This is a genomic window from Brevibacillus agri (genome assembly GCF_004117055.1).
Classification (GTDB): domain Bacteria; phylum Bacillota; class Bacilli; order Brevibacillales; family Brevibacillaceae; genus Brevibacillus; species Brevibacillus agri.
Genome location: NZ_CP026363.1, coordinates 4080064 through 4102527, shown reverse-complemented (window position 1 = coordinate 4102527; position 22464 = coordinate 4080064). Strand labels below are relative to the sequence as shown.

The window sequence follows — 22464 nt, the reverse complement described above, 5'->3', positions numbered from 1 at the left end:
CAAAATGAAGAAAAGAAACACGATCGTAAAAACAGTAACGAATATTTTCCTGACACTGGTGACAATCCTTACCCTGTCACAAAACCCTGTATCTGCAGCAGAAAATGCAGTGAGTAGCGCTGCAGGATCTAGACACTCTCTTGTTTTAAAAGGAGATGGAACGGTCTGGTCCTGGGGGGATAATTCTTACGGTCAATTAGGAGATGGTACTACGATTCAGCAAAATGTCCCTGTTCAAGTAAAAGGACTGACAAACGTTACGCGCATCGCCGCAGGAAGTGACTTTAGCTTGGCTTTAAAAGCTGATGGGACGGTTTGGAGCTGGGGAAATAATAGCTATGGTCAGTTAGGGGACGGCAAAACAAGTGCTAGTTATACTCCTGTTCAAGCAGTTGGTCTCACCGACGTGATCGAGATAGCGGCCGGAACTAATCATGGATTAGCCCTAAAGAAAGATGGAACGGTTTGGTTGTGGGGAAATTTTTTAAACAGCTCATACAGTAAGCCTTTCCAAGTAGGAGGTATAGCTGATGTAAAAGAGATAGCTGCCGGGTCTGGTTTTAATCTGGCTGTCAAAAAAGACGGAACTGTATGGGCGTGGGGATATAATGACTCTGGTCAATTAGGAAATAACAATACTAATAATACGTCATCTCCAACGAAAATAGGGACTCTTGCTAATATTGTCTCTGTGGCAACAGGATATGAAAGTGGTTATGCCCTGGATGTAGACGGAAAAGTTTACGCTTGGGGATACAATGGTTATGGCCAATTAGGAGACGGAACGAGTACAAATCGACTTCAGCCAGTGCAGGTAACAGATTTAACTGACATCGAAGAAATTTCTAGCGGATCGTATGCGTATCATGTTTTAGCCCGAAAGAAAGACGGAACGATTTATGCTTGGGGACGTGGTAACTATGGTCAAGTAGGAAACGGTACAACTTCGAACAGCAGCAGACCAGTAAAAATCACACTCCCCTAACCACCAATCCCCCCTTCTCACCAAGGGGGGACAACTAACCATTATGGAGGCACTATGAAACACCTTTCCATAAAATCACTCATCTACCTGCTCTGCCTTGCCCTATGCGTCACACTCCTGCCCCCCGGAGCCGTACTGGCAAACGAACCTTTCGAGCTGCCGCAATCGCAGGACACACCCGTTGCCATCTCGACTCCGGAAGCAGCCGCAGAGGAACTCAAGCAGTCCATCGAAAACAAGCAGCTTGCTCCTGTAGAGGAACAAGCCGCAACAAGCGATCCGGCCAAGTTGACCGAAGCGAATATCGCCGCGCTCACCTGGACACAGCTCGACGTCCAGACCGCCATCGAAATCCACCGGACGTATGACAAAGACCTGCTGAAATTCGCAGCCTATTTCTACTCCGATCTTCTGCAACTCCTTTCTCTGCAAGAACAAGAGGAAGCAAAAGCATTCTCCGAAGAGGAGCTGTTTGCCCGCTTCCGTGCTTTCGGACCGGACAAGCTACAGCTTTTAAACAGACTGACTCCGCTCGTCCAGGCGAAAATGCAGGAGCTCAGCCAACTGGAAGAAAGCATGGAAGCCCAGTCGACGACGACGCCTCCAGCGGTGCAATTCACAGAAAAAGAACAGGAGTTTCGCTTCGCCCGCTCCAAGACAGAAAGTTCTGTAGACGAATTGTACCGGGCCGCCAACCTCGTCGAGCAGGATGTCTACCTGGAAGGCAAGCACGGCCTTGATGTCGTGTTGCAGCGTAGATACCACTCTTTGAGCAGCAAAATCAGCGTGCCTACCTGGGATGAAGTAGAGTCCAAAAACGATGCAAACCCCTCTATCGAGAAGTTTGCTACCGGATGGGATTTCAATGTGCCCCGGATGGAGATTGTCACCAGAGGGCACAGGGTGTCCGTCAGCGACGATAATCGCAATCCCGGACAAGAAATCTATTCGACCCGCATTGAGGACTATCCGGCAAGCAATTTGTATTATATTACGTTGGAAGACGGGACTTCTTTTGAATTTCTCCACACCCAGGTCCTCAAGTATCCTTACAACGATGTCAAGCTGTCCATTGAGCGAATGGGCTACAATTACACCTTGTATTATCGCAACGTGAAGTACGAGTTCGATATTTACCGCGGAACTGTTGTGAAAACAAATATTTACGGCGATACAATCAAGTATACGCTGAACAGCGACGGCGAGCTGATGACCATCGAGGACAGCGTCGGGCGCTACATCGTCCTGAAAAGCAGACAGACCAACGATCTCACTCAAGACCTGTACGTCTACAAGGACAAGTCAGAGACGACCGTGCTCAAGCATATCCGCTACCATTTCGAAAAAAAATCAGCTCTGAGTATTTACACGCAGTTGAGCCGTGTGGAAGTGCTCCCGGTACCAGGAAGCGGAACGCAAGCGTACACGGTCGCGCGCTATACGTACCATAATCCGAAAACCAAAGGAATCGCGTATTTCAATCTGAACAAAAAATACACGCTGGATAAGCTGGTAACCGACCAGACACTCCAGGAGTCACCCAAGTTCTGGGATTCAGATAAAAAGAATCGGAAGCAAATCGACTACCTGCTCATGCAAGAAGCCACCTATCCATTGCAAGGGCTGTCCATCCAGTACGACTACCGCCCGTATCAACTGGAGCAAACCTCTTTCAAGGACGGGCTGGTGCGAATTTTCCAGGACAGATACGCGCTGAGCTACGTCGCCTACCATCCTGTCAACAAAGTGACGTACAGCTACGCCTTAAAAACACCAAAGGGCACGAACACGTACAAGCTGGAAAAAAGCTATGCGGACAACGACCGTTTTTACGAGCTGTGGAAAGTGCCCAAGGACCAGTTGCCTCGGCTCAAAAACATGGCCGACAGGCACGGCGATACGATCCAGGTCACGGAAACGGAGCCTTCCCGCTACACCCGTTCGCTCCTGTTCCGCATCAACGCAGATGGAAATCCGCTCTTGAGAAGCGTGAAAACGACCGGAATCAGCAAAGGTGGAACCTCGATTTCCGGAGCCAAGTACCAGGTGTCGTATAACCCGACGACGTACACCACGTACGCCTATTCCGGCAGCCACACCAAGCCGACTTATCAGTACGTCTTTCTGGAGCCAGCTTCTGGCGTGGCAGATACGACTATTTTTCACCAATATTTGAAAGATCCAACCTTGTCCAAACGCGCCTCGTATGCCGCGAAAATCAACAACTACGCGCAAGAGACGTACTTCGAATACGACGACTACGGCCACCTGGTCAAGCAATTAACGCCAGACGGCATCTTGACGACCTGGACGTACGATCTGGAGAGCAAAAAAGGTTTCCGTGCGTTTTCCCAGTTAAAGGCCATGCGAACGCAGGCGACCTCCGCGTCCGGCGAGCCGTACTATTCGAACCTTTCCTACGAGTACAACGACCAGTATTTGCTGCGAAAAGAAACGGAAATTCACTCGTTCCCGGTGAACTTGTCGGGCTACAAAAGCCAGATTACCGAGCGAACCTATGAATACACGAATGCGCAGCTTTATTCGATCACGGAAAACTTTGGCGGAAAGACGAGAACGCAGACGTTTTCCGCGTACGATTCGTACGGCGTGCAACCTACACAAATATCTCTGACTGGAATCGAGCTGGAGAGCGGGAAAACGGACGTCCTGAACTTCTCGCTCGAGATCGACAACCAAAGTCAGGTAAAAAGCCAGACGTACCCAAACGGCAGCAAAGTCACCTACGAATATGACACGCTGGGAAGAGTCCTCAGTGAAAGCTTCCGCCACCAGGGCGCGACCCGCACCACCACGTACGTGTATCGGGACGGCGACGCATCCGGCACGAGCGCGGAGGGGCCTGGGATCGTCGAGAGAATTTTGCCCGATTCGTCTCGGGTCATCACCTACTACACGCCATACGGAGACATCGCCTATCAGGAGCAGCGAGGGACGAGCGGAGGCAAACGCCCGCTGGTAGAAAACGAGTTTACCCCGGACGGCATGCAGATCAGCCGCACGATCCCATACGGGAACCAGGCGCAGAGCACCACGTATGCCTACGATTGGGACGGCTTCGTCTACCAGACCACGAACGCCCTGGGAACGACCCGCTCCCATCGGGCCAATGCGTATTCAGACGGCACCAGTTATTTGCCGCGCCTGACCGAGCAAACGTTGTCCCCGAACGGCTACATCGTCACCACCTACCGCGACCTGTACGGGCGGGTAGAGAGCGTGGAAGAAACGACCCAACGAGGCAGCCACCGCCGCGTGACCATCTACCAGACCGACCGCTTCGGAAAAGTCACGGACAAGGAAGTCTCGGACGGCAGCACCTCCCAACGCTGGACGATGCGCTACGATCATAACGACCAGTTGGTCTATTTGCGCGACCCGGAAAACAACATCAACGAATACAGCTACGACGGACTCGGCAACCTGACCACCGTGCTCGAAAACGGCACGCCTACTGCCGTGTACACGTACAACGCGCTGTCCTGGAAGCTGTCCGAGAAGAACCCGGAGACCAAAGCCGAGCAGTACACCTATGAAAAAAACGGTGCCGTCAAAACTTTCAAAGACAAAAACGGCGTTCTTTTCAGCTACCAATATTCGCCGTTCAACGAAAGGACGAAGGTATCCGCAGGCAGCGGCTTCTACGAAGAACGCAGCTACGATCCGCTATCCGGCTCGCTTTTGACGGAAACAAACAACAACGGCCAAACCGTCCGCTACGGCTACGACGAATACCGCCGCCTGAACCGCCAAACGATGATGGGAAAAGACTACCAGCTCGTCTACACCGACCACGATGAGGCCATCGACGCCATCGTCTATCCATCCCGCAGCGCTGTTTCCGGCTCGGCTCCCGCCTTGCGCGTCGATTACACCTACGACAATGCCAGCCGCCTCAGCGCCGTAACCATTCCCGGCGTAGGCACGACGAGCTATACCTACGACATGAACAACAGTGGAGAGACGAACACCGTCTCCTACCCCGGCCAGTCGTCGGCGATGCAGAAGACGATCAGCTCCTTTGCCGAGATCACGGGGATGAACTATGCCGACGGCTGGAGCGAGACCAACGGCTACGACCTGTTCGGCAACATCACGAGCCAAAAGCGCGGCGGAGCCAACTACGGCACGTTCGCTTACGACAAGCTGTCCCGGATCAAAGAAGAAACCATCCAGGGCAACACCCGCCAGTACGCCTACGACCGCCGCGGCAACCGCCAAATCTATGCCAACGCACCCGCCGATTCGACGCGCAGCTACGAACTGAAACACGACTTGCTGAATCGCCTGACCGAATACAAGGACGCCAAAGGAACAACGACGTACACGTACTATCCAGGCGGCCTGCGCGCGACGAAACAGCAGACCGGAAGCGTCACGGATACGACCCACTACGTGTACTTGAACGGGCAAGTGATCGAGGAGCTGACCCAGGACGGACGGCTCAAAGCTCGCAACGTCTTTGGTAACCAACTGATCTGGCGCAAAGACTACACGACGAACCAGGAAGGCACGTACTACTACAACAGCCACGGAGATGTCGTGAAGATCAAAGGTCCGAGCGGGAATGTGTTGAATACGTATGAGTACGACATCTGGGGCAACTTGATTGCGGACAAAGTCAAGGAAACGATGATGAACCCGTTTGCGTATGCAGGGGAGATGTACGACAAAGAGAGCGGTTTTTACTACCTGCGTGCCCGGTATTATGATCCGAAGATGGGGAGGTTTGTGTCGGAGGATACGGTTAAGGGGCAAGTGGATAATCCGCTTAGTTTGAATCGATATACGTATGTGAGTAATAATCCGTTAAAGTTTGTGGATCCGAGTGGTCACATACAGGAGATGACGGGAGGAGTAGGTGGCTTTTCCTCACCGGCAGAAGAATACATGCATTGGGCAAAGGTTGCGGCACGAAGGGCATACGAAGAGGGGATAGAACCCGAAGATGCGGTAAGAAAGTATGTACCAACGCAGTATCAGAGGGAAGTTCTTTCGACAGCTATCGTTACATTTAACAATACGGTTGGCATGAATCATGGGGATGCTCCTGATTTGGGATTGGGTGTTGCTGGTGCGGGGGCAGCAGTAGGGACAATTAGAAACACAGGTAATCTCGCCGCAAAAATTGAAGCTAATGCGATGGCACAACTCAGGAAAATGGAACAAGCTTCTGGTGCTCACTTTTTCTCTAGACATGGTGCACAGACAACTCTTGCCCAACAGTATAACCGAGCAATAACTGGACTAACTCCAGATGGAATTGCTGGCAGAATGGTTGACTCATCTCGTTTCCTTACCCATCTGAAACAGCTAAATGCCGTTCAACGAGCAGAAACTATTTTTAGACAAACGGGAAAAACTGTTTTTGATTTTGATATGGGAGAAATAATTGGCGAAGGTTATTTACGTGGTGGAGGAAACGTAATTAATACAACTAAAGTTCAGGCTGTATTTAAAGACGGGAAATTGGTAACATTGTATCCTAAATTAAGATAATCATTAAGATTGGAGGAAAAACATGAATGTTGTAAACCCTCACTTTCTGGATGTCTTTTTAAGACCACTAACGGGTTTAGCTGATGATGATGAAGCTGTAGCACATTATAAAGAAATAGAGTTACAAACAGAGCAACAATATAAAGCAGTCATTAGAGAAACACTTGTTGAGCATTTTAATAATCTTGAGGAAGTGGAAAAGAGAAAATCAAAAATAGCACTCAGCTACTATTTAACTAAACCAGAAATAGATTTTGAAAGAGTATTTTATTCGCTACTTCCACCATTTGATGCCCCACCCAATGCTCGAGATTTCTTTTTATGGCTTTGGGAAGAGCTGTTTATTGGTGAAAGTTTTGAGCTTATTGATGTTGAGTCGTACAAAGTTGTTGCTGATATGTATGAGCCACTTCGTTCAGAAAAGTGATAAAGGTTAATAGGGAATAAGCTGGCTAGAAAATGAGGAAAATGCATTACCCCAAACGAGACTCTCCATTACTCGTCTGGGGTATTTTTTCGTGTAATTGAACTGTACCTAGGGGAGGTGAACATAATGAATAGATTGCCGTTGGATATTGTCGTCACGTGGAAGACTGCTGGCCACGAAACAGCAGACCGGAAGCGTAACGGATACGATCCACTATGTGTACCTCAACGGGCAAGTGATCGAGGAGCTGACCCAGGACGGACGGCTCAAAGCTCGCAACGTCTTTGGTAACCAACTGATCTGGCGCAAAGACTACACGACGAACCAGGAAGGCACGTACTATTACAACAGCCACGGGGATGTCGTGAAGATCAAAGGTCCGAGCGGGAATGTGTTAAATACGTATGAGTACGACATCTGGGGCAACTTGATTGAGGATAAAGTCAAGGAAACAATGATGAACCCGTTTGCGTATGCGGGGGAGATGTACGACAAGGAGAGTGGTTTTTACTACCTGCGGGCGCGGCATTATGATCCGAAGATGGGGAGGTTTGTGTCGGAGGATACGGTTAAGGGGCAGGTGGATAATCCGCTGTCGTTGAATCGGTATACGTATGTGAGTAATAATCCGTTAAAATATGTTGATCCAAGTGGACATATCAATGTAGGAGTTGGTGAAGGAAATTCTGGAACCTATTATTATTTTGATAATGAGGGAGTCCGGAGAATACATGGAACAAAGGAAATTGATTGGCAGTATTATCGTGAGTGGTTCGAAAAAGATCAAGCCGGCATGCAAGATGCACTGAGAGGTACAAACAAAATTAAAAATAGCATAGCAGCTCAGGTTACATGGGACTGGGCAATGGATAATGGGATTCCAATGGATGGTGGAGGTGCAGGCTATTCAGTAAAAGGTCCTGGAGTTAAGTTGGGCACTAAAAATACAATTACCAATAATACTATTAAGGGGACAGGAAATGTTGCGACTACTCGAGTAGGTCGATGGATGTCCAGAGAAGAATACGATACCATGGTCAAAACAGGTAAAGTACCTGAAAGTTATACTGGGACGACCCATGTTGCTAATCCTGCGGATGCTAATGCCTTTGGGAAGCAAGCAAAGCCGGGATCAATATATGTCGAATTTGATGTTCCCACGTCGTCGCTAAAGCAAACAAATGAGGGGTGGGCCAAGATAATTGGGCCAAATTCACTTGAAGGTAGATTGGCGGCCAAAAAAGGACAGCCAATACCTCAGATGCCGTCTGCCACTAACATAAGAATAGTAGGTGAAAAATAATGCTTGATAATTTTCAAATTTGGGCTAGAGAGATAAAGGGATGGTTACAAGCTAAGGGAGTTGAGACGGAAGAAATAAATATTGTAGACTCAACAATCTCTGATAATCCTAGTATCACTGTACATCACTATTCCCCTGAAAAATTCATTGGTTTGATTACACTCTGGGAAACCAATACCGCTTATGTTGAGATACTCGAATATTCAAGTGGCGAAACGGTGATATCCGAACATCTACAGATACAAGCAAATTCGGATTTTAATGAGGTTTTCAAAAGTTATCTTTCTACAATTTCAAAATGAGTTTAATACCGTATTCCCTGATTTAAAATGTCAGGGATTTCTTTTATGGGGGAAAGCCAGTGCAATTAATCGACCACCGATTGGAACAAGAACAGGCGGGTAACATCAGATAGGTTGAGTTTGATATAGATTCTCTTTGTGACGATCTGAACATACGATCTGGAGAGCAAAAAAGGTTTCCGTGCGTTTTCCCAGTTAAAGGCCATGCGAACGCAGGCGACCTCCGCGTCCGGCGAGCCGTACTATTCGAACCTTTCCTACGAGTACAACGACCAGTATTTGCTGCGAAAAGAAACGGAAATTCACTCGTTCCCGGTGAACTTGTCGGGCTACAAAAGCCAGATTACCGAGCGAACCTATGAATACACGAATGCGCAGCTTTATTCGATCACGGAAAACTTTGGCGGAAAGACGAGGACGCAAACGTTTCCCGCATACGATTCGTACGGCGTGCAGCCTACGCAAATATCTCTGACCGGAATCGAGCTGGAGAGTGGGAAAACGGACGTCCTGAACTTCTCGCTGGAGATCGACAACCAAGGCCAGGTAAAAAGCCAGACGTACCCAAACGGCAGCAAAGTCACCTACGAATATGACACGCTGGGAAGAGTCCTCACCGAGAGCTTCCGCCACCAGGGCGCGACCCGCACCACCACGTACGTGTATCGGGACGGTGAAGCATCCGGCACGAGCGCGGAGGGGCCGGGGATCGTCGAGAGAATTTTGCCGGACTCGTCTCGGGTCATCACCTACTACACGCCATACGGAGACATCGCCTATCAGGAACAGAGAGGGACGAGCGGAGGCAAACGCCCGCTGGTAGAAAACGAGTTTACCCCGGACGGTATGCAGATCAGCCGCACGATCCCATACGGAAACCAGGCGCAGAGCACAACGTATGCCTACGATTGGGACGGCTTCGTCTACCAGACCACGAACGCCCTGGGAACGACCCGCTCCCATCGGGCCAACGCGTATTCAGACGGCACCAGCTATTTGCCGCGCCTGACCGAGCAAACGTTGTCCCCGAACGGCTACATCGTCACCACCTACCGCGACCTGTACGGGCGGGTGGAGAGCGTGGAAGAAACGACCCAACGAGGCAGCCACCGCCGCGTGACCACCTACCAGACCGACCGCTTCGGAAAAGTCACGGACAAAGAAGTCTCGGACGGCAGCACCTCCCAACGCTGGACGATGCGCTACGATCACAACGACCAGTTGGTCTATTTGCGCGACCCGGAAAACAACATCCACGAATACAGCTACGACGGACTCGGCAACCTGACCACCGTGCTCGAAAACGGCACGCCCACTGCCGTGTACACGTATAACGCGCTGTCCTGGAAGCTGTCCGAGAAGAACCCGGAGACCAAAGCCGAGCAGTACACCTATGAAAAAAACGGTGCCGTCAAAACGTTCAAAGACAAAAACGGCGTCCTTTTCAGCTACCAATATTCGCCGTTCAACGAAAGGACGAAGGTATCCGCAGGCAGCGGCTTCTACGAAGAACGCAGCTACGATCCGCTCTCCGGCTCGCTTTTGACGGAAACAAACAACAACGGCCAAACCGTCCGCTACGGCTACGACGAATACCGCCGCCTGAACCGCCAAACGATGATGGGAAAAGACTACCAGCTCGTCTACACCGACCACGATGAGGCCATCGACGCCATCGTTTATCCATCTCGCAGCGCCGTTTCCGGCTCGGCTCCCGCCCTGCGCGTCGATTACACCTACGACAATGCCAGCCGCCTCAGCGCCGTGACGATCCCCGGCGTAGGAACGACGAGCTATAGTTATGACATGAACAACAGCGGAGAGACGGACATCGTCTCCTACCCCGGCCAGTCGTCAGCGATGCAAAAGACGATTAGCTCCTTTGCCGAGATCACAGGAATGAACCACGCCGACGGCTGGAACGAGACCAACGGCTACGACCTGTTCGGCAACATCACGAGCCAAAAGCGCGGCGGAGCCAACTACGGCACGTTCGCTTACGACAAGCTGTCCCGGATCAAAGAAGAAACGATCCAGGGAAACACCCGCCAGTACGCCTACGACCGCCGCGGCAACCGCCAAATCTATGCCAACGCGCCCGCCGATTCGACGCGCAGCTACGAACTGAAACACGACTTGCTGAATCGCCTGACCGAATACAAGGACGCCAAAGGAACAACGACGTACACGTACTATCCAGGCGGCCTGCGCGCGACGAAACAGCAGACCGGAAGCGTCACGGATACGACCCACTACGTGTACTTGAACGGGCAAGTGATCGAGGAGCTGACCCAGGAAGGACGGCTCAAAGCTCGCAACGTCTTTGGTAACCAACTGATCTGGCGCAAAGACTACACGACGAACCAGGAGGGCACCTACTACTACAACAGCCACGGGGATGTCGTGAAGATCAAAGGTTCGAGCGGGAATGTGTTGAATACGTATGAGTACGACATCTGGGGCAACTTGATTGCGGACAAAGTCAAGGAAACGATGATGAACCCGTTTGCGTATGCAGGGGAAATGTACGACAAGGAGAGCGGTTTTTACTACCTGCGTGCGCGGTATTATGATCCGAAGATGGGGAGGTTTGTGTCGGAGGATACGGTTAAGGGACAGGTTGACAATCCGCTGACGCTCAACAGGTATACGTATACTCACAACAATCCGGTTAGGTATATTGATCCTACAGGACATGATGCATGGCTAGTTCATGGGACGTTTTCAGATAATTCTACTTGGAAAGATGATTTTGTTACGTATTTCAAAGGTTTATATAAAGAGGATGTAAGGAAATTTGAGTGGTCAGGTGATAACGATAATACGGCAAGGGTAAAGGCCGCACAATCTTTGGCAGCAGATATTATGAATTGGCGAAGTATTAAAGGGAATGAGAAGAAACCAATTCGGCTAATTGGTCACAGTCATGGCGGAAATGTATCAATATTAGCAGCTAATGTTTTGGAACATGAAGGAATTCAGGTGGAAACGCTTGTTACTATTGCTACTCCTGTAAGGGAACTTGAATATTATTTAGAGTATCCAGTGGGACAGCATCTACATGTTTACAATGAACGAGATGGTGTACAAGTAAATGGGGGAAGCGTATGGCTACTTGGCGAAGCCAAACGGGAGTTTACAAATGCAGCAAATATAAAAATTGAAGTAGGGGAGGAGTATGACCCAATTGCGGCTCACTCTGCAATGCACTCTAATGTTGAGACGTGGAAAAAATATATCACACCGTATCTCGAAAAATTTTATGTGGAACCAAAAAGATAAGAAATTATCTTACTACGAAACCAGATTAATTTAGAAGGAGGGGGAATGCCAATGCGATTGTGGCTGAAGTTAATTTGGATCATCACTATACTCGTTAATTTATCAGGTGTTATCTGGTTTGTACTTGGCTCGACTGCAAATTTTCAACGTGGCATAGACTTGATTTCCACGGTAATACTTTTGTATCTAGGTATACCCTCAATTTTATTAATAGTCGTTTCTTGTTTTCTATTATTAAAAAAGTGGAGTCCATATAGATGGTGGGAGTTCATTGGGGTTTTAATTATCATCATTGCCATGCTTTTAATGACACCACATTTGTATAAAAACGTAGAGACGAGTGGATGGTTAACAGAAAAAATAAGAACTGATTCCATACAGAAGACACCGGATGGTCGATTTGAATACTGCATGGAGCTGATTAATTTGTTTCAGAAAAATAGTTCAGCTCGTTTATATTTAAAGAATACCGAGACATTGGAGGAAATAAGAATTCATTTAGAGTTTCCTACAAAGGAGATCACAGGTGTATCTTGGGGTGATGTTAATTATTTTGTTAAGCTCGAACCAACTACTAGCTCAAATATTTACATTCTTAATACTACCGAGGAGTTTCCTTTTCCAAATGAGAAATTTGAAATTAATATACTGGAGAAAACAGCAGTAAAAATAAACAATCAATAGAACTACCTTTATCCCCCAAACGAGTAATCTATACTCGTTTGGGGTTTTTTATTAGTGGCTTTAGCCAGTTGAGTGCGTGAAACGCACGAAACAAAAAACCACCCGCTATGCGGGTAGAGGGATCGAGGGTTTGACCAACAAGACCATTCCGATAAAATTGAGATGTTCAGGCTCAATTTTATCGGAATGGTCTTAGATGGCAAACAAGAGCTATAGTTTAGCTCACACGAAGTGGATGTGCAAATACCACATTGTGTTCACCCCGAAGTATAGACGGAAAGAGATATATAATCAAGTGAGGAAACTTTTAAGCCCCAAAATTGGATTTGAGTCATACCCCCTTATCTTGTTAAGCTGATATCAGAAGAACAGAGGGGGATATTTTTATGCAACGGAGACGCTATTCAATCGAGTTCAAACAACAACTGATCCAGGAAGCCCACGAAGTAGGAAACGCTAGCCAAGTAGCCAGACGGCATGGGATAGACCCTAAAATGCTGTATCGATGGATACGTGACTCCAAACACGCAGATTGGCAGAATACGTCTTCCGAAGCTAAAGCTGTAACAAGCTATACACCAAGTCCAGGAGAGTTTCGGGAACTGGAAACGGAGAATGATAAACTGAAGAAATTACTGGGAGAAAAGGACTTGGAAATCGCGATCCTTCGTGATCTTGTAAAAAAGGTGAACCCAGCTTATCGGACAAAATGGAGATAGCCGACAAGTGGATACAGCTGGGGTACACAGCCAAACTAGTGCTACGTATTGTCGGCATCCTGGAAGCAACCTACTATTACCGAAAAAACAAAGCCTCCCAAAAACCTCGCGTTTATCACGGAGGAAGACCTATACCCGGTTATTCGTTGTCAAAAGACGGACAACCTGTCAGTGACGAACAAATCAAAGAATGGCTATCCGAGCTGATTGCCGATGAAGAATCTGCTTATGGATATCGAAAGCTTACCGTCTGCCTACGGCGAGACCACCAACTGGTCATCAACAAGAAAAAGGTTTACCGCTTGCTGAAAGAAGAAGAACTCCTGCAACCACAACGACAAAAGAAAAGGAAACATCCTCGAAAGTTGGCAAACAACCGAGAGATTACCGCTCCGAATCAATTGTGGGAGATGGACGTAAAATACGGATTTATCGTAGGAGAACAGCGTTTCTTTTTCCTGATGAGTCTCATTGATGTCTATGATCGAGCGATCGTGGACTACCATTTCGGACTGACCTGCGAAGGAAAACATGCTGCTCAGATTCTCCAACGTGCTTTGTGGAAACGGCAGCAATTCAATTGTGATGATCGCCCTGTTATCCGTACGGATAACGGTCCACAGTTTATTAGCCATGCCTTTGAAGAAGCCTGTCAGCATTTCCAAACGGTGCATGAGCGAATTCCTCCAAAGACACCCAATAAAAACGCTCACATTGAGTCATTTCACAGTGTTTTGGAGAAAGAATGTTTGCAGCGGAATGAATTTCAGAGCTATCAAGAAGCCTATGAAATCGTGACAAACTATCTGCTCTTTTATAATCAGCGACGGATTCATGGAAGCTTGTACGATTTATCACCTGTAGAATTTGGTAAAGCCTTTGCCTTGCAACTCATTACACCATTTGTTGTGAAAGTGTAGTATGGCAAAGGATTGCAGAATGATCCCTACTTCAACCTAGCTGACAAGCAGGAAGGAAAACGTCTGGGGTCAAGTGATCTCCTTGACGCTAGGCGCTTTCCTTCCTAGACTCCTAGGTGGTTGAAGGAGGGAAGAAGCATATGAAAATGCGAGAATAAGGGAGAAAGACTCAAATTTTAAGGGGTTAAACCGGAACGTGAAACTAACTGGGAGTATATTGGAACAAGAAATAAGGGAGCAACTTAAAGAATCCAATCAATCACTATTTAAGAGTGAAGAGAAACGAAGACTACTTGAAGTGATTAGAAGTTCATATCCAGAAATGAACACAGCTTATATTGTTCACTGGATACCCGAGCAGGGTGAGGATATTTATAAGATTTTAGTTAACGATAGCATTATCGCAGAAATTGAATTAGACCGCTATAACGCTGAAATTGAACCAATTATTGTAACTAAACGATTTCCCAATATTTACAAGGACTCAGTAAACAGTGTCGAATTAAATTAGCGGTTGCTCTTGATTTAGGGAAGCAAGACTTGAAGAATGTGGACTGACCATTGAATAAGTTACTTGATTGGCTTAATGCCTTTCAAGGAGTCTTATCTAATAGAAGCTACCCAGTACCGAACAATGATGCTTTGTGCGGAGGAAAAAATATTAACGGGTTTACTTCTGAGAAGCAGGATCCTACAATAAAACCAATAAACCAAACCACTAGCGTTGCATTAATCTTTTCATACCATTCAAAATCATCATAACTTTCAGCGTTCAAGTGTTCTCAGGCATAAAAAAATCCTTTACACTGGAAAGGTCAGGTAGTTCCTGTCCAAATCCAACGCAAAGGATAGACCATGGACAAGAATACCCTATTTTCTTCATTTGGTAAATACATTTCACCCATTAATATTGTGAAATTTCAACAACGGATAGACGAAACGGATCAGGACAAGTACGTGAAAAAGTTAACGACCAAAGCATATCTACTCCTGTTTTTGCATGCTCAACTTCAGCAACGAGAAGGACTCCGAGCCATTGCAGATGATGTTTTATCAAAGAAATTCCAGCGAGAGTTAGGACTGTCGTCGATTAGTCCCGCTCAGCTTAGTCGCAAAAACAATCGAGTAGATCCAGCTTTGCTTGAAGAAATATTTGTTGACCTTGTAGGGCAAATTCAGAGACACTCGGGCAACACGTATTCCCTTCGAAAAGACATGAAAATCATTGATTCTACAACGATTGGGCTGTGTTTGCAGAAGTACAAATGGGCAACTTTCCGTAAAACCAAGGCTGGCATCAAACTTCATCTTCGTCTCGTCTTTGCCGACCAGGGGGATGTGTATCCTGAAAAAATAACCATCACGGGTGCCAAGTCCAATGACCGCACTCAAATGGAATCGTTGATTGATGAGATCGGTATGATGTACGTCTTTGATCGAGGGTATGTGGATTATGAAAAATTTGATGAATACACGGACAAAGGCATCTTTTTCGCTTCTCGTCTAAAAGATAACGCCGAAATCCGTCATCTTTATGAATTCAAAATCCCCTTGGAAAGCTCCGTTTTATCGGATTCCATGATCCTTCTTGGAACGCCTCAAAAGCGGGTAGATAACGTGCTGCGACTCATTGAAACGCTTGATTCGAAGGGAAATCTCATTCGAATCATTACGAATCGGTTCGACCTGGAAGCAGAAGAACTCAGCGACATCTATCGTTGGCGTTGGCAAATTGAGCTGTTTTTCAAGTGGATAAAGCAGCATGTAAAGATCAAGAACTTCTATGGAACGAGTGAAAATGCGGTACGAAACCAAGTATTACTCGCACTCATTGCCTACTGCCTGTTGCTCCTTGTCAAACTGGAACAAAACAGTCAGCACAGCTTGTTGCAGATCAGGAGATGGCTAAAAGTGTTTCTTTGGCAAACGTTCGAACAATGGATAGGTAGAATGAATTACCAGTCCAAACGAACATCCAGAGGGCGACAGAAAAGGAATTAGGTATTGGTTGCTGTTATCACGATTGTAATAAATGTATAAAACTACCAAATGGACAGTGGCTACCTTTTGCTTGGTTGCTGCCGTTTTTGGTTGTGTAGCTGAAAATGTCATTCAGAATACTTCGACAAATTACGAACGCATTTTTTATGCAACGCTAGTGAAACCAAACACAAAAAACTTGACATCCACAGTTGATAAACTTTCAAAGGCTTATTCCAACTTGAACGATAAGGAGGAATGAGCCTTTTTGGCATGTCCAAAATCAAAAGAGGAAAAGGAAAATGGCTAAACAAGTACAGGAAGTAGAGGAAAAGGTAGGTTTAATTGCAAAGGCGGAAGCAGAGTATGAGGCGATAGTTGAAGAAGTAAGAAACTATTACAGCCACAACATAAATAGAATAATCATCATCCTCGGAGGCTTGCCAATATCCGAGAGATCACCGCTCCGAATCAATTGTGGGAGCTGGACGAAAAATACGGATTTATCGCCGGGGAACATCGTTTCTTTTTCCTGATGAGTCTCATTCACGTCTATGATCGAGCGAATGTGTACAATGGAATGAATTTCAGAGCTATCAAGAAGCCTATGAAACCATGATAAACTATCTGCTCTTTTACAATCAGCGCCGGATTCATGGAAGCTCGTCCGATTTATCCCCGGCAGATTTGGTAAAGCCTATGCCCTGCAACGCATTGCACCATTCGTTGTGAAATTGTAGTATAGCAAAGGATTGCAGAATGATCCCTACTTCAACCTAGCTGCCTAGACTCCCAGGTGCTTGATGAAGGAAGAAGCATATGTAAAATGCGAGAATAAGGGAGAACGACTCAAACTTTGAGTGGTTAAACCGGGGCCAAACTCATTTGAAGTTAGGTTAGCGGCCCCGAAAGGTCAACTAAGACCTCAGATGCCGTCTGCCACCAACATAAGAATAGTAGGTGAAAAATAATGCTTGATAATTTTCAAATTTGGGCTAGAGAGATAAAGGGATGGTTACAAGCTAAGGGAGTTGAGACGGAAGAAATAAATATTGTAGACTCAACAATCTCTGATAATCCTAGTATCACTGTACATCACTATTCCCCTGAAAAATTCATTGGTTTGATTACACTCTGGGAAACCAATACCGCTTATGTTGAGATACTCGAATATTCAAGTGGCGAAACGGTGATATCCGAACATCTACAGATACAAGCAAATTCGGATTTTAATGAGGTTTTCAAAAGTTATCTTTCTACAATTTCAAAATGAGTTTAATACCGTATTCCCTGATTTAAAATGTCAGGGATTTCTTTTATGGGGGAAAGCCAGTGCAATTAATCGACCACCGATTGGAACAAGAACAGGCGGGTAACATCAGATAGGTTGAGTTTGATATAGATTCTCTTTGTGACGATCTGAACATACGATCTGGAGAGCAAAAAAGGCTTCCGGGCGTTTTCCCAGTTGAAGGCCATGCGAACGCAGGCGACCTCCGCGTCCGGCGAGCCGTACTATTCGAACATTTCCTACGAGTACAACGACCAGTATTTGCTGCGAAAAGAAACGGAAATTCACTCGTTCCCGGTGAACGTGTCGGGCTACAAAAGCCAGATTACCGAGCGAACCTATGAATACACGAATGCGCAGCTTTATTCGATCACGGAAAACTTTGGCGGAAAGACGAGAACGCAGACGTTTTCCGCGTACGATTCGTACGGCGTGCAACCTACACAAATATCTCTGACTGGCATCGAGCTGGAGAGCGGGAAAACGGACGTCCTGAACTTCTCGCTGGAGATCGACAACCAAAGCCAGGTAAAAAGCCAGACGTACCCAAACGGCAGCAAAGTCACCTACGAATATGACACGCTGGGAAGAGTCCTCACCGAGAGCTTCCGCCACCAGGGCGCGACCCGCACCACCACGTACGTGTATCGGGACGGCGACGCATCCGGCACGAGCGCGGAGGGGCCTGGGATCGTCGAGAGAATTTTGCCCGATTCGTCTCGGGTCATCACCTACTACACGCCATACGGAGACATCGCCTATCAGGAGCAGCGAGGGACGAGCGGAGGCAAACGCCCGCTGGTAGAAAACGAGTTTACCCCGAACGGTATGCAGATCAGCCGCACGATTCCATACGGAAACCAGGCGCAGAGCACCACATATGCCTACGATTGGGACGGCTTCGTCTACCAGACCACGAACGCCCTGGGAACGACCCGCTCCCATCGGGCCAATGCGTATTCAGACGGCACCAGCTATTTGCCGCGCCTGACCGAGCAAACGTTGTCCCCGAACGGCTACATCGTCACCACCTACCGCGACCTGTACGGGCGGGTAGAGAGCGTGGAAGAAACGACCCAACGAGGCAGCCACCGCCGCGTGACCACCTACCAGACCGACCGCTTCGGAAAAGTCACGGACAAAGAAGTCTCGGACGGCAGCACCTCCCAACGCTGGACGATGCGCTACGATCACAACGACCAGTTGGTCTATTTGCGCGACCCGGAAAACAACATCAACGAATACAGCTACGACGGACTCGGCAACCTGACCACCGTGCTCGAAAACGGCACTCCTACTGCCGTGTACGCGTACAACGCGCTGTCCTGGAAGCTGTCCGAGAAAAACCCGGAGACTAAAGCCGAGCAGTACACCTATGACAAAAACGGTGCCGTCAAAACTTTCAAAGATAAAAACGGCGTCCTTTTCAGCTACCAATATTCGCCGTTCAACGAAAGGACGAAAGTGTCTGCGGGCAGCGGCTTCTACGAAGAACGCACCTACGATCCGCTCTCCGGCTCGCTTTTGACGGAAACAAACAACAACGGCCAAACCGTCCGCTACGGCTACGACGAATACCGTCGCCTGAACCGCCAAAAGATGATGGGAAAAGACTACCAGCTCGTCTACACCGACTACGATGAGGCCATCGACGCCATCGTCTATCCATCCCGCAGAGCATTAGATTTACCCAGAATAACATTAAGGGTGAGTTTAAAAGTGGAGGAAATGTCTACGATGTTATTGAAGGATTGAAATCAGGTAAAATCAATCCTAATGATATACCTGTAATTGAAATATTTGAGTTAGATGGTAAAATTTACACGCTTGATAATAGACGATTATTTGTATTTCAACAGGCAGGCATAAATATCCGGTATGTAAAAGCACCTTTAGAAAAAGTAATGAGTCAGAGCAGTTGGAAGTTCACTACAATTAACGATGGGGCATCAATTAAGGTTCGGATTGGAGGAAGCAAAAAATAATGAATGTTAAAATAGCTATGAGTAATGTACAAATTCATGAGACTCCATTAGAGGAAATTAATTTTGATTCCAATACAATAGTAGTTACATTTGATGATAATAACGAGAAAAGATGGAAATTGACATTCAGCCCATACCAAGCTATCAAAACTACTACAAAAGATTGTTACCCATTCTCAAATCTCGTAATAAAAGATGCGATTGACGAGATTGGCATTTACCGAAGCTATTTACTTGAAGTAACTGACTCCCAATGGAAAAAATCTTTATACGACGAACTAAAGTTAAACGACTCGAACGCTACTTTCTTAGATAAATCAAATCACTACATTTTACCTTTTCAGGACATTGTATTAGAGATTATAGCCTGGGACTATCACTTAGAAGAAGTATAAAGGAAGGAAAACGGCTGATGTGCCTCAAACGAGAAATCAACTACTCGTTTGGGGCTTCTTTAATTTATTTCTGAAAGAAGTAAAAAACTCACTATTGTTGAACTCGCCGTTCAACGAAAGGACGAAAGTATCTGCGGGCAGCGGCTTCTACGAAGAACGCACCTACGATCCGTTATCCGGCTCGCTTTTGACAGAAACAAACAACGACGGCCAAACCGTCCGCTACGGCAACGTCGAAGACGGTCGCCTGAACCGCCAAACGATGATGGGAAAAGACTACCAGCTTGTCTAACAACGGAGAGACAAACACCGTCTCCTACCCCGGCCAGTCGTCGGTGATGCAAAAGACGATCAGCTCCTTTGCCGAGATCACAGGAATGAACCACGCCGACGGCTGGAACGAGACCAACGGCTACGACCTGTTCGGCAACATCACGAGCCAAAAGCGCGGCGGAGCCAACTACGGCACGTTCGCTTACGACAAGCTGTCCCGGATCAAAGAAGAAACCATCCAGGGCAACACCCGCCAGTACGCCTACGACCGCCGCGGCAACCGCCAAATCTATGCCAACGCACCCGCCGATTCGACGCGCAGCTACGAACTGAAACACGACTTGCTGAATCGCCTGACCGAATAACAAGGACGCCAAAGGCACAACGGCGTACACGTACTATCCAGGCGGTCTGCGCGCGACGAAACAGCAGACCGGAAGCGTAACGGACACGACCCACTATGTGTACCTCAATGGGCAAGTGATCGAGGAACTGACCCAGGACGGCCGGGTCAAAGCCCGCAATGTCTTTGGCAACCAGTTGATCTGGCGCAAAGACTACACGACGAACCAGGAAGGCACGTACTACTACAACAGCCACGGAGATGTCGTGAAGATCAAAGGTCCGAGCGGGAATGTGTTGAATACGTATGAGTACGACATCTGGGGCAACTTGATTGCGGACAAAGTCAAGGAAACGATGATGAACCCGTTTGCGTATGCAGGGGAAATGTACGACAAGGAGAGTGGGTTTTACTACCTGCGTGCCCGGTATTATGATCCGAAGATGGGGCGGTTTGTGTCGGAGGATACGGTTAAGGGGCAGGTGGATAATCCGCTTAGTTTGAATCGATATACGTATGTGAGTAATAATCCGTTAAAGTTTGTGGATCCGAGTGGTCACATACAGGAGATGACGGGAGGAGTAGGTGGCTTTTCCTCACCGGCAGAAGAGTACATGCATTGGGCAAAGGTTGCTGCACGAAGGGCATACGAAGAGGGGATAGAACCCGAAGATGCGGTAAGAAAGTATGTACCAACGCAGTATCAGAGGGAAGTTCTTTCGACAGCTATCGTCACATTTAATAATACGGTTGGCATGAATCATGGGGATGCTCCTGATTTGGGATTGGGTGTTGCTGGAGCAGGTGCGGTAGCAGGTATAATAAATAATGTAGAAAAACCTAAACTTCTGTTAAATCAAGCCACTAAAGTAGCAGATCATCACATTTTCCCAAAATTTAGAGGGAACGATAAGTATGCTAAATTTTTTAAAGAAAAAGGAATAAATGTGGATGATTTTACGGTAACATTAGCTCATGGGAAAGATAGCCACCATCTAAAATTCATTCATGGACAAGGAAAGTGGAACGAGACTTGGAAAGCATGGATAGATGCGAATCCAAATGCAACAGCTAAGGAAATATTCCAACAAGCAGGGAAAATGATGGATGAGTATGGACTCTCGGGTATCAGGATTCATCCATATAAAAAGTAGGGGAGGTACTATGCAAATAGTAAATATTTTAAACGAGACTTACGAAAAATTGTCACGAATTCCAGATTTATCATTGGATCAAATAATCATTGCCCCTCCTATTGATCCGTATGAATTAACTGAAATCGAAAATACTATTGGCTTTACTTTTCCCAACGTTTTAAGAGAGTTTTATTTAAATGACTCTCAATCTGTTACATTTAACTGGACTTCCTCAAACGGTAACTATGGTGAGGAGTGTAAGATAGGAGGGATTAAGATTCTCTCACCAAGCATGATTAGAGATGATTACAATGAAATGCTTCAAATGGTCGAAGAAGCCAAAGAAAATGATGAGGATTTAAAAGATAATGCTGGATTAATGGCACTAATAAATGATTGGCCAAACTGGATACCAATTATTAGGTTTATGAATGGTGATGCATTTTGTATAAATAAAAAAGATACTTTACAAACAGTAGTCTTTTTAGAACATGATGTAATGGATGGTGGGCCCTATATTCATGGTCTTACAGTAGCTTTAAATATTATTGATCTGATGGAAAAATGGTCGAAAGTGGGTTTTGTGGAGCTATTTGATTGGTCCCAATATGTAAAAGATAACAGTTTAGATGTAACACATGCTGAACTGAGTAGGCTTAGAGAAGCTTTGGCACTGGCCTGAAAATTATATTCGGCGTTGGATTTAATCTACCCCAAACGAGTAACCAACTACTCGCCTGGGGTTTTTTATTTAGCGACAGGCCGCACAAATAAAAATGGTTAGCGTCATGGAACTCTGTCAATAACCGCCCGTATCAACTGGAGCAAACCTCCTTCAAGGACGGGCTGGTGCGACTTTTTCAGGACAGATACGCGTTAAGCTACGCGTCAACAAAGTGACGTACAGCTACACATTAAA

Annotated in this window: 20 protein-coding genes and 3 pseudogenes; all 23 read left to right on the top strand. The window is 46.9% G+C overall.

Annotated elements, in window-relative coordinates; genetic code table 11:
- Window positions 1–4 precede the first annotated feature (4 nt).
- The 23 genes and pseudogenes from BA6348_RS20155 (at window position 5) to BA6348_RS20060 (ending at window position 22227) form a co-directional block, all read left to right on the top strand.
- Window positions 5–985 (top strand): RCC1 domain-containing protein, encoded by a 981-nt coding sequence (locus tag BA6348_RS20155; protein WP_007787539.1) that lies wholly within the window; start codon window positions 5–7, stop codon window positions 983–985.
- A 54-nt stretch (window positions 986–1039) separates the two neighbouring features.
- Window positions 1040–6505 carry an RHS repeat domain-containing protein gene (locus tag BA6348_RS20150; RefSeq protein WP_129552225.1) on the top strand — a complete coding sequence of 1822 codons (5466 nt, stop codon included), beginning with the start codon at window positions 1040–1042 and terminating at the stop codon, window positions 6503–6505.
- Between the two features lie 22 nt (window positions 6506–6527).
- On the top strand, window positions 6528–6932 hold the full coding sequence (locus tag BA6348_RS20145) for a hypothetical protein (RefSeq protein ID WP_005837297.1): 405 nt from the start codon (window positions 6528–6530) through the stop codon (window positions 6930–6932).
- A gap of 160 nt (window positions 6933–7092) precedes the next feature.
- A pseudogene (locus BA6348_RS28075) lies at window positions 7093–7593 on the top strand (RHS repeat-associated core domain-containing protein); the annotation flags it as partial.
- Window positions 7594–7725: 132 nt separating this feature from the next.
- Window positions 7726–8235, top strand: coding sequence for a TreTu family toxin (locus BA6348_RS28070; RefSeq protein WP_423734675.1), 510 nt, complete (start codon window positions 7726–7728; stop codon window positions 8233–8235).
- On the top strand, window positions 8235–8537 hold the full coding sequence (locus BA6348_RS20135) for an immunity protein TriTu family protein (protein ID WP_129552224.1): 303 nt from the start codon (window positions 8235–8237) through the stop codon (window positions 8535–8537). The genes BA6348_RS28070 and BA6348_RS20135 overlap by 1 nt, the downstream gene beginning before the upstream one ends.
- 204 nt (window positions 8538–8741) lie before the next feature.
- Entirely contained in the window at window positions 8742–11819 is a 3078-nt protein-coding gene (locus BA6348_RS20130; RefSeq protein ID WP_242507386.1) for an RHS repeat domain-containing protein, read from the top strand.
- A gap of 51 nt (window positions 11820–11870) precedes the next feature.
- Window positions 11871–12503 carry a hypothetical protein gene (locus tag BA6348_RS20125; protein ID WP_007784863.1) on the top strand — a complete coding sequence of 211 codons (633 nt, stop codon included), beginning with the start codon at window positions 11871–11873 and terminating at the stop codon, window positions 12501–12503.
- Between the two features lie 196 nt (window positions 12504–12699).
- Window positions 12700–12807 (top strand): annotated as a pseudogene (locus BA6348_RS20120) (IS200/IS605 family transposase); the annotation flags it as partial.
- A gap of 82 nt (window positions 12808–12889) precedes the next feature.
- Window positions 12890–13222, top strand: a complete 333-nt coding sequence (locus tag BA6348_RS20115; RefSeq protein ID WP_005837502.1) for a transposase — start codon at window positions 12890–12892, stop codon at window positions 13220–13222.
- Window positions 13213–14142 carry an IS3 family transposase gene (locus tag BA6348_RS20110; RefSeq protein ID WP_005837504.1) on the top strand — a complete coding sequence of 310 codons (930 nt, stop codon included), beginning with the start codon at window positions 13213–13215 and terminating at the stop codon, window positions 14140–14142. Before BA6348_RS20115 ends, BA6348_RS20110 begins: the two co-directional genes overlap by 10 nt.
- Before the next feature lie 196 nt (window positions 14143–14338).
- Window positions 14339–14653 (top strand): hypothetical protein, encoded by a 315-nt coding sequence (locus BA6348_RS20105; RefSeq protein WP_242507385.1) that lies wholly within the window; start codon window positions 14339–14341, stop codon window positions 14651–14653.
- 344 nt (window positions 14654–14997) lie between these two features.
- Window positions 14998–16143 (top strand): IS4 family transposase, encoded by a 1146-nt coding sequence (locus BA6348_RS20100; protein WP_005837477.1) that lies wholly within the window; start codon window positions 14998–15000, stop codon window positions 16141–16143.
- A gap of 281 nt (window positions 16144–16424) precedes the next feature.
- Complete coding sequence (locus BA6348_RS20095; RefSeq protein ID WP_122953531.1) at window positions 16425–16658, top strand: hypothetical protein; 234 nt, start codon at window positions 16425–16427, stop codon at window positions 16656–16658.
- Window positions 16659–16695: 37 nt separating this feature from the next.
- Window positions 16696–16854 (top strand): annotated as a pseudogene (locus tag BA6348_RS28065) (hypothetical protein); the annotation flags it as partial.
- 238 nt (window positions 16855–17092) lie between these two features.
- A complete protein-coding gene (locus BA6348_RS20085) occupies window positions 17093–17395 on the top strand; it encodes an immunity protein TriTu family protein (protein WP_129552224.1) in 303 nt (100 codons plus the stop codon).
- Window positions 17396–17590: 195 nt separating this feature from the next.
- A complete protein-coding gene (locus BA6348_RS20080) occupies window positions 17591–19168 on the top strand; it encodes a hypothetical protein (protein ID WP_423734670.1) in 1578 nt (525 codons plus the stop codon).
- Window positions 19165–19398: a hypothetical protein gene (locus tag BA6348_RS20075; RefSeq protein WP_122952841.1), complete on the top strand. Its 234-nt coding sequence runs from the start codon at window positions 19165–19167 to the stop codon at window positions 19396–19398. The genes BA6348_RS20080 and BA6348_RS20075 overlap by 4 nt, the downstream gene beginning before the upstream one ends.
- Window positions 19398–19793, top strand: a complete 396-nt coding sequence (locus tag BA6348_RS20070; RefSeq protein ID WP_005837236.1) for a hypothetical protein — start codon at window positions 19398–19400, stop codon at window positions 19791–19793. Before BA6348_RS20075 ends, BA6348_RS20070 begins: the two co-directional genes overlap by 1 nt.
- A gap of 94 nt (window positions 19794–19887) precedes the next feature.
- The gene (locus BA6348_RS27460; RefSeq protein WP_039972059.1) at window positions 19888–20085 is read left to right on the top strand and encodes a hypothetical protein; all 198 of its coding nucleotides are present in this window, start codon (window positions 19888–19890) and stop codon (window positions 20083–20085) included.
- A complete protein-coding gene (locus BA6348_RS27455; RefSeq protein WP_242507384.1) occupies window positions 20078–20431 on the top strand; it encodes a hypothetical protein in 354 nt (117 codons plus the stop codon). Before BA6348_RS27460 ends, BA6348_RS27455 begins: the two co-directional genes overlap by 8 nt.
- A gap of 115 nt (window positions 20432–20546) precedes the next feature.
- Window positions 20547–21563, top strand: a complete 1017-nt coding sequence (locus tag BA6348_RS27450; protein WP_242507383.1) for an RHS repeat-associated core domain-containing protein — start codon at window positions 20547–20549, stop codon at window positions 21561–21563.
- 10 nt (window positions 21564–21573) lie between these two features.
- The gene (locus BA6348_RS20060) at window positions 21574–22227 is read left to right on the top strand and encodes an SMI1/KNR4 family protein (RefSeq protein ID WP_165329003.1); all 654 of its coding nucleotides are present in this window, start codon (window positions 21574–21576) and stop codon (window positions 22225–22227) included.
- Window positions 22228–22464 lie beyond the last annotated feature (237 nt).

What these genes read in the sequence shown, in the direction of transcription:
- BA6348_RS20145 (WP_005837297.1), top strand. Translation starts at nt 6,528, where the DNA reads ATGAATGTTGTAAACCCTCACTTTCTGGATGTCTTTTTAAGACCACTA.
- BA6348_RS20070 (WP_005837236.1), top strand. Translation starts at nt 19,398, where the DNA reads ATGAATGTTAAAATAGCTATGAGTAATGTACAAATTCATGAGACTCCA.
- BA6348_RS20135 (WP_129552224.1), top strand. Translation starts at nt 8,235, where the DNA reads ATGCTTGATAATTTTCAAATTTGGGCTAGAGAGATAAAGGGATGGTTA.
- BA6348_RS28070 (WP_423734675.1), top strand. Translation starts at nt 7,726, where the DNA reads ATGCAAGATGCACTGAGAGGTACAAACAAAATTAAAAATAGCATAGCA.
- BA6348_RS20095 (WP_122953531.1), top strand. Translation starts at nt 16,425, where the DNA reads ATGGCTAAACAAGTACAGGAAGTAGAGGAAAAGGTAGGTTTAATTGCA.
- BA6348_RS20130 (WP_242507386.1), top strand. Translation starts at nt 8,742, where the DNA reads ATGCGAACGCAGGCGACCTCCGCGTCCGGCGAGCCGTACTATTCGAAC.
- BA6348_RS20060 (WP_165329003.1), top strand. Translation starts at nt 21,574, where the DNA reads ATGCAAATAGTAAATATTTTAAACGAGACTTACGAAAAATTGTCACGA.
- BA6348_RS20085 (WP_129552224.1), top strand. Translation starts at nt 17,093, where the DNA reads ATGCTTGATAATTTTCAAATTTGGGCTAGAGAGATAAAGGGATGGTTA.
- BA6348_RS20125 (WP_007784863.1), top strand. Translation starts at nt 11,871, where the DNA reads ATGCGATTGTGGCTGAAGTTAATTTGGATCATCACTATACTCGTTAAT.
- BA6348_RS20110 (WP_005837504.1), top strand. Translation starts at nt 13,213, where the DNA reads ATGGAGATAGCCGACAAGTGGATACAGCTGGGGTACACAGCCAAACTA.
- BA6348_RS20115 (WP_005837502.1), top strand. Translation starts at nt 12,890, where the DNA reads ATGCAACGGAGACGCTATTCAATCGAGTTCAAACAACAACTGATCCAG.
- BA6348_RS20155 (WP_007787539.1), top strand. Translation starts at nt 5, where the DNA reads ATGAAGAAAAGAAACACGATCGTAAAAACAGTAACGAATATTTTCCTG.
- BA6348_RS20100 (WP_005837477.1), top strand. Translation starts at nt 14,998, where the DNA reads ATGGACAAGAATACCCTATTTTCTTCATTTGGTAAATACATTTCACCC.
- BA6348_RS20150 (WP_129552225.1), top strand. Translation starts at nt 1,040, where the DNA reads ATGAAACACCTTTCCATAAAATCACTCATCTACCTGCTCTGCCTTGCC.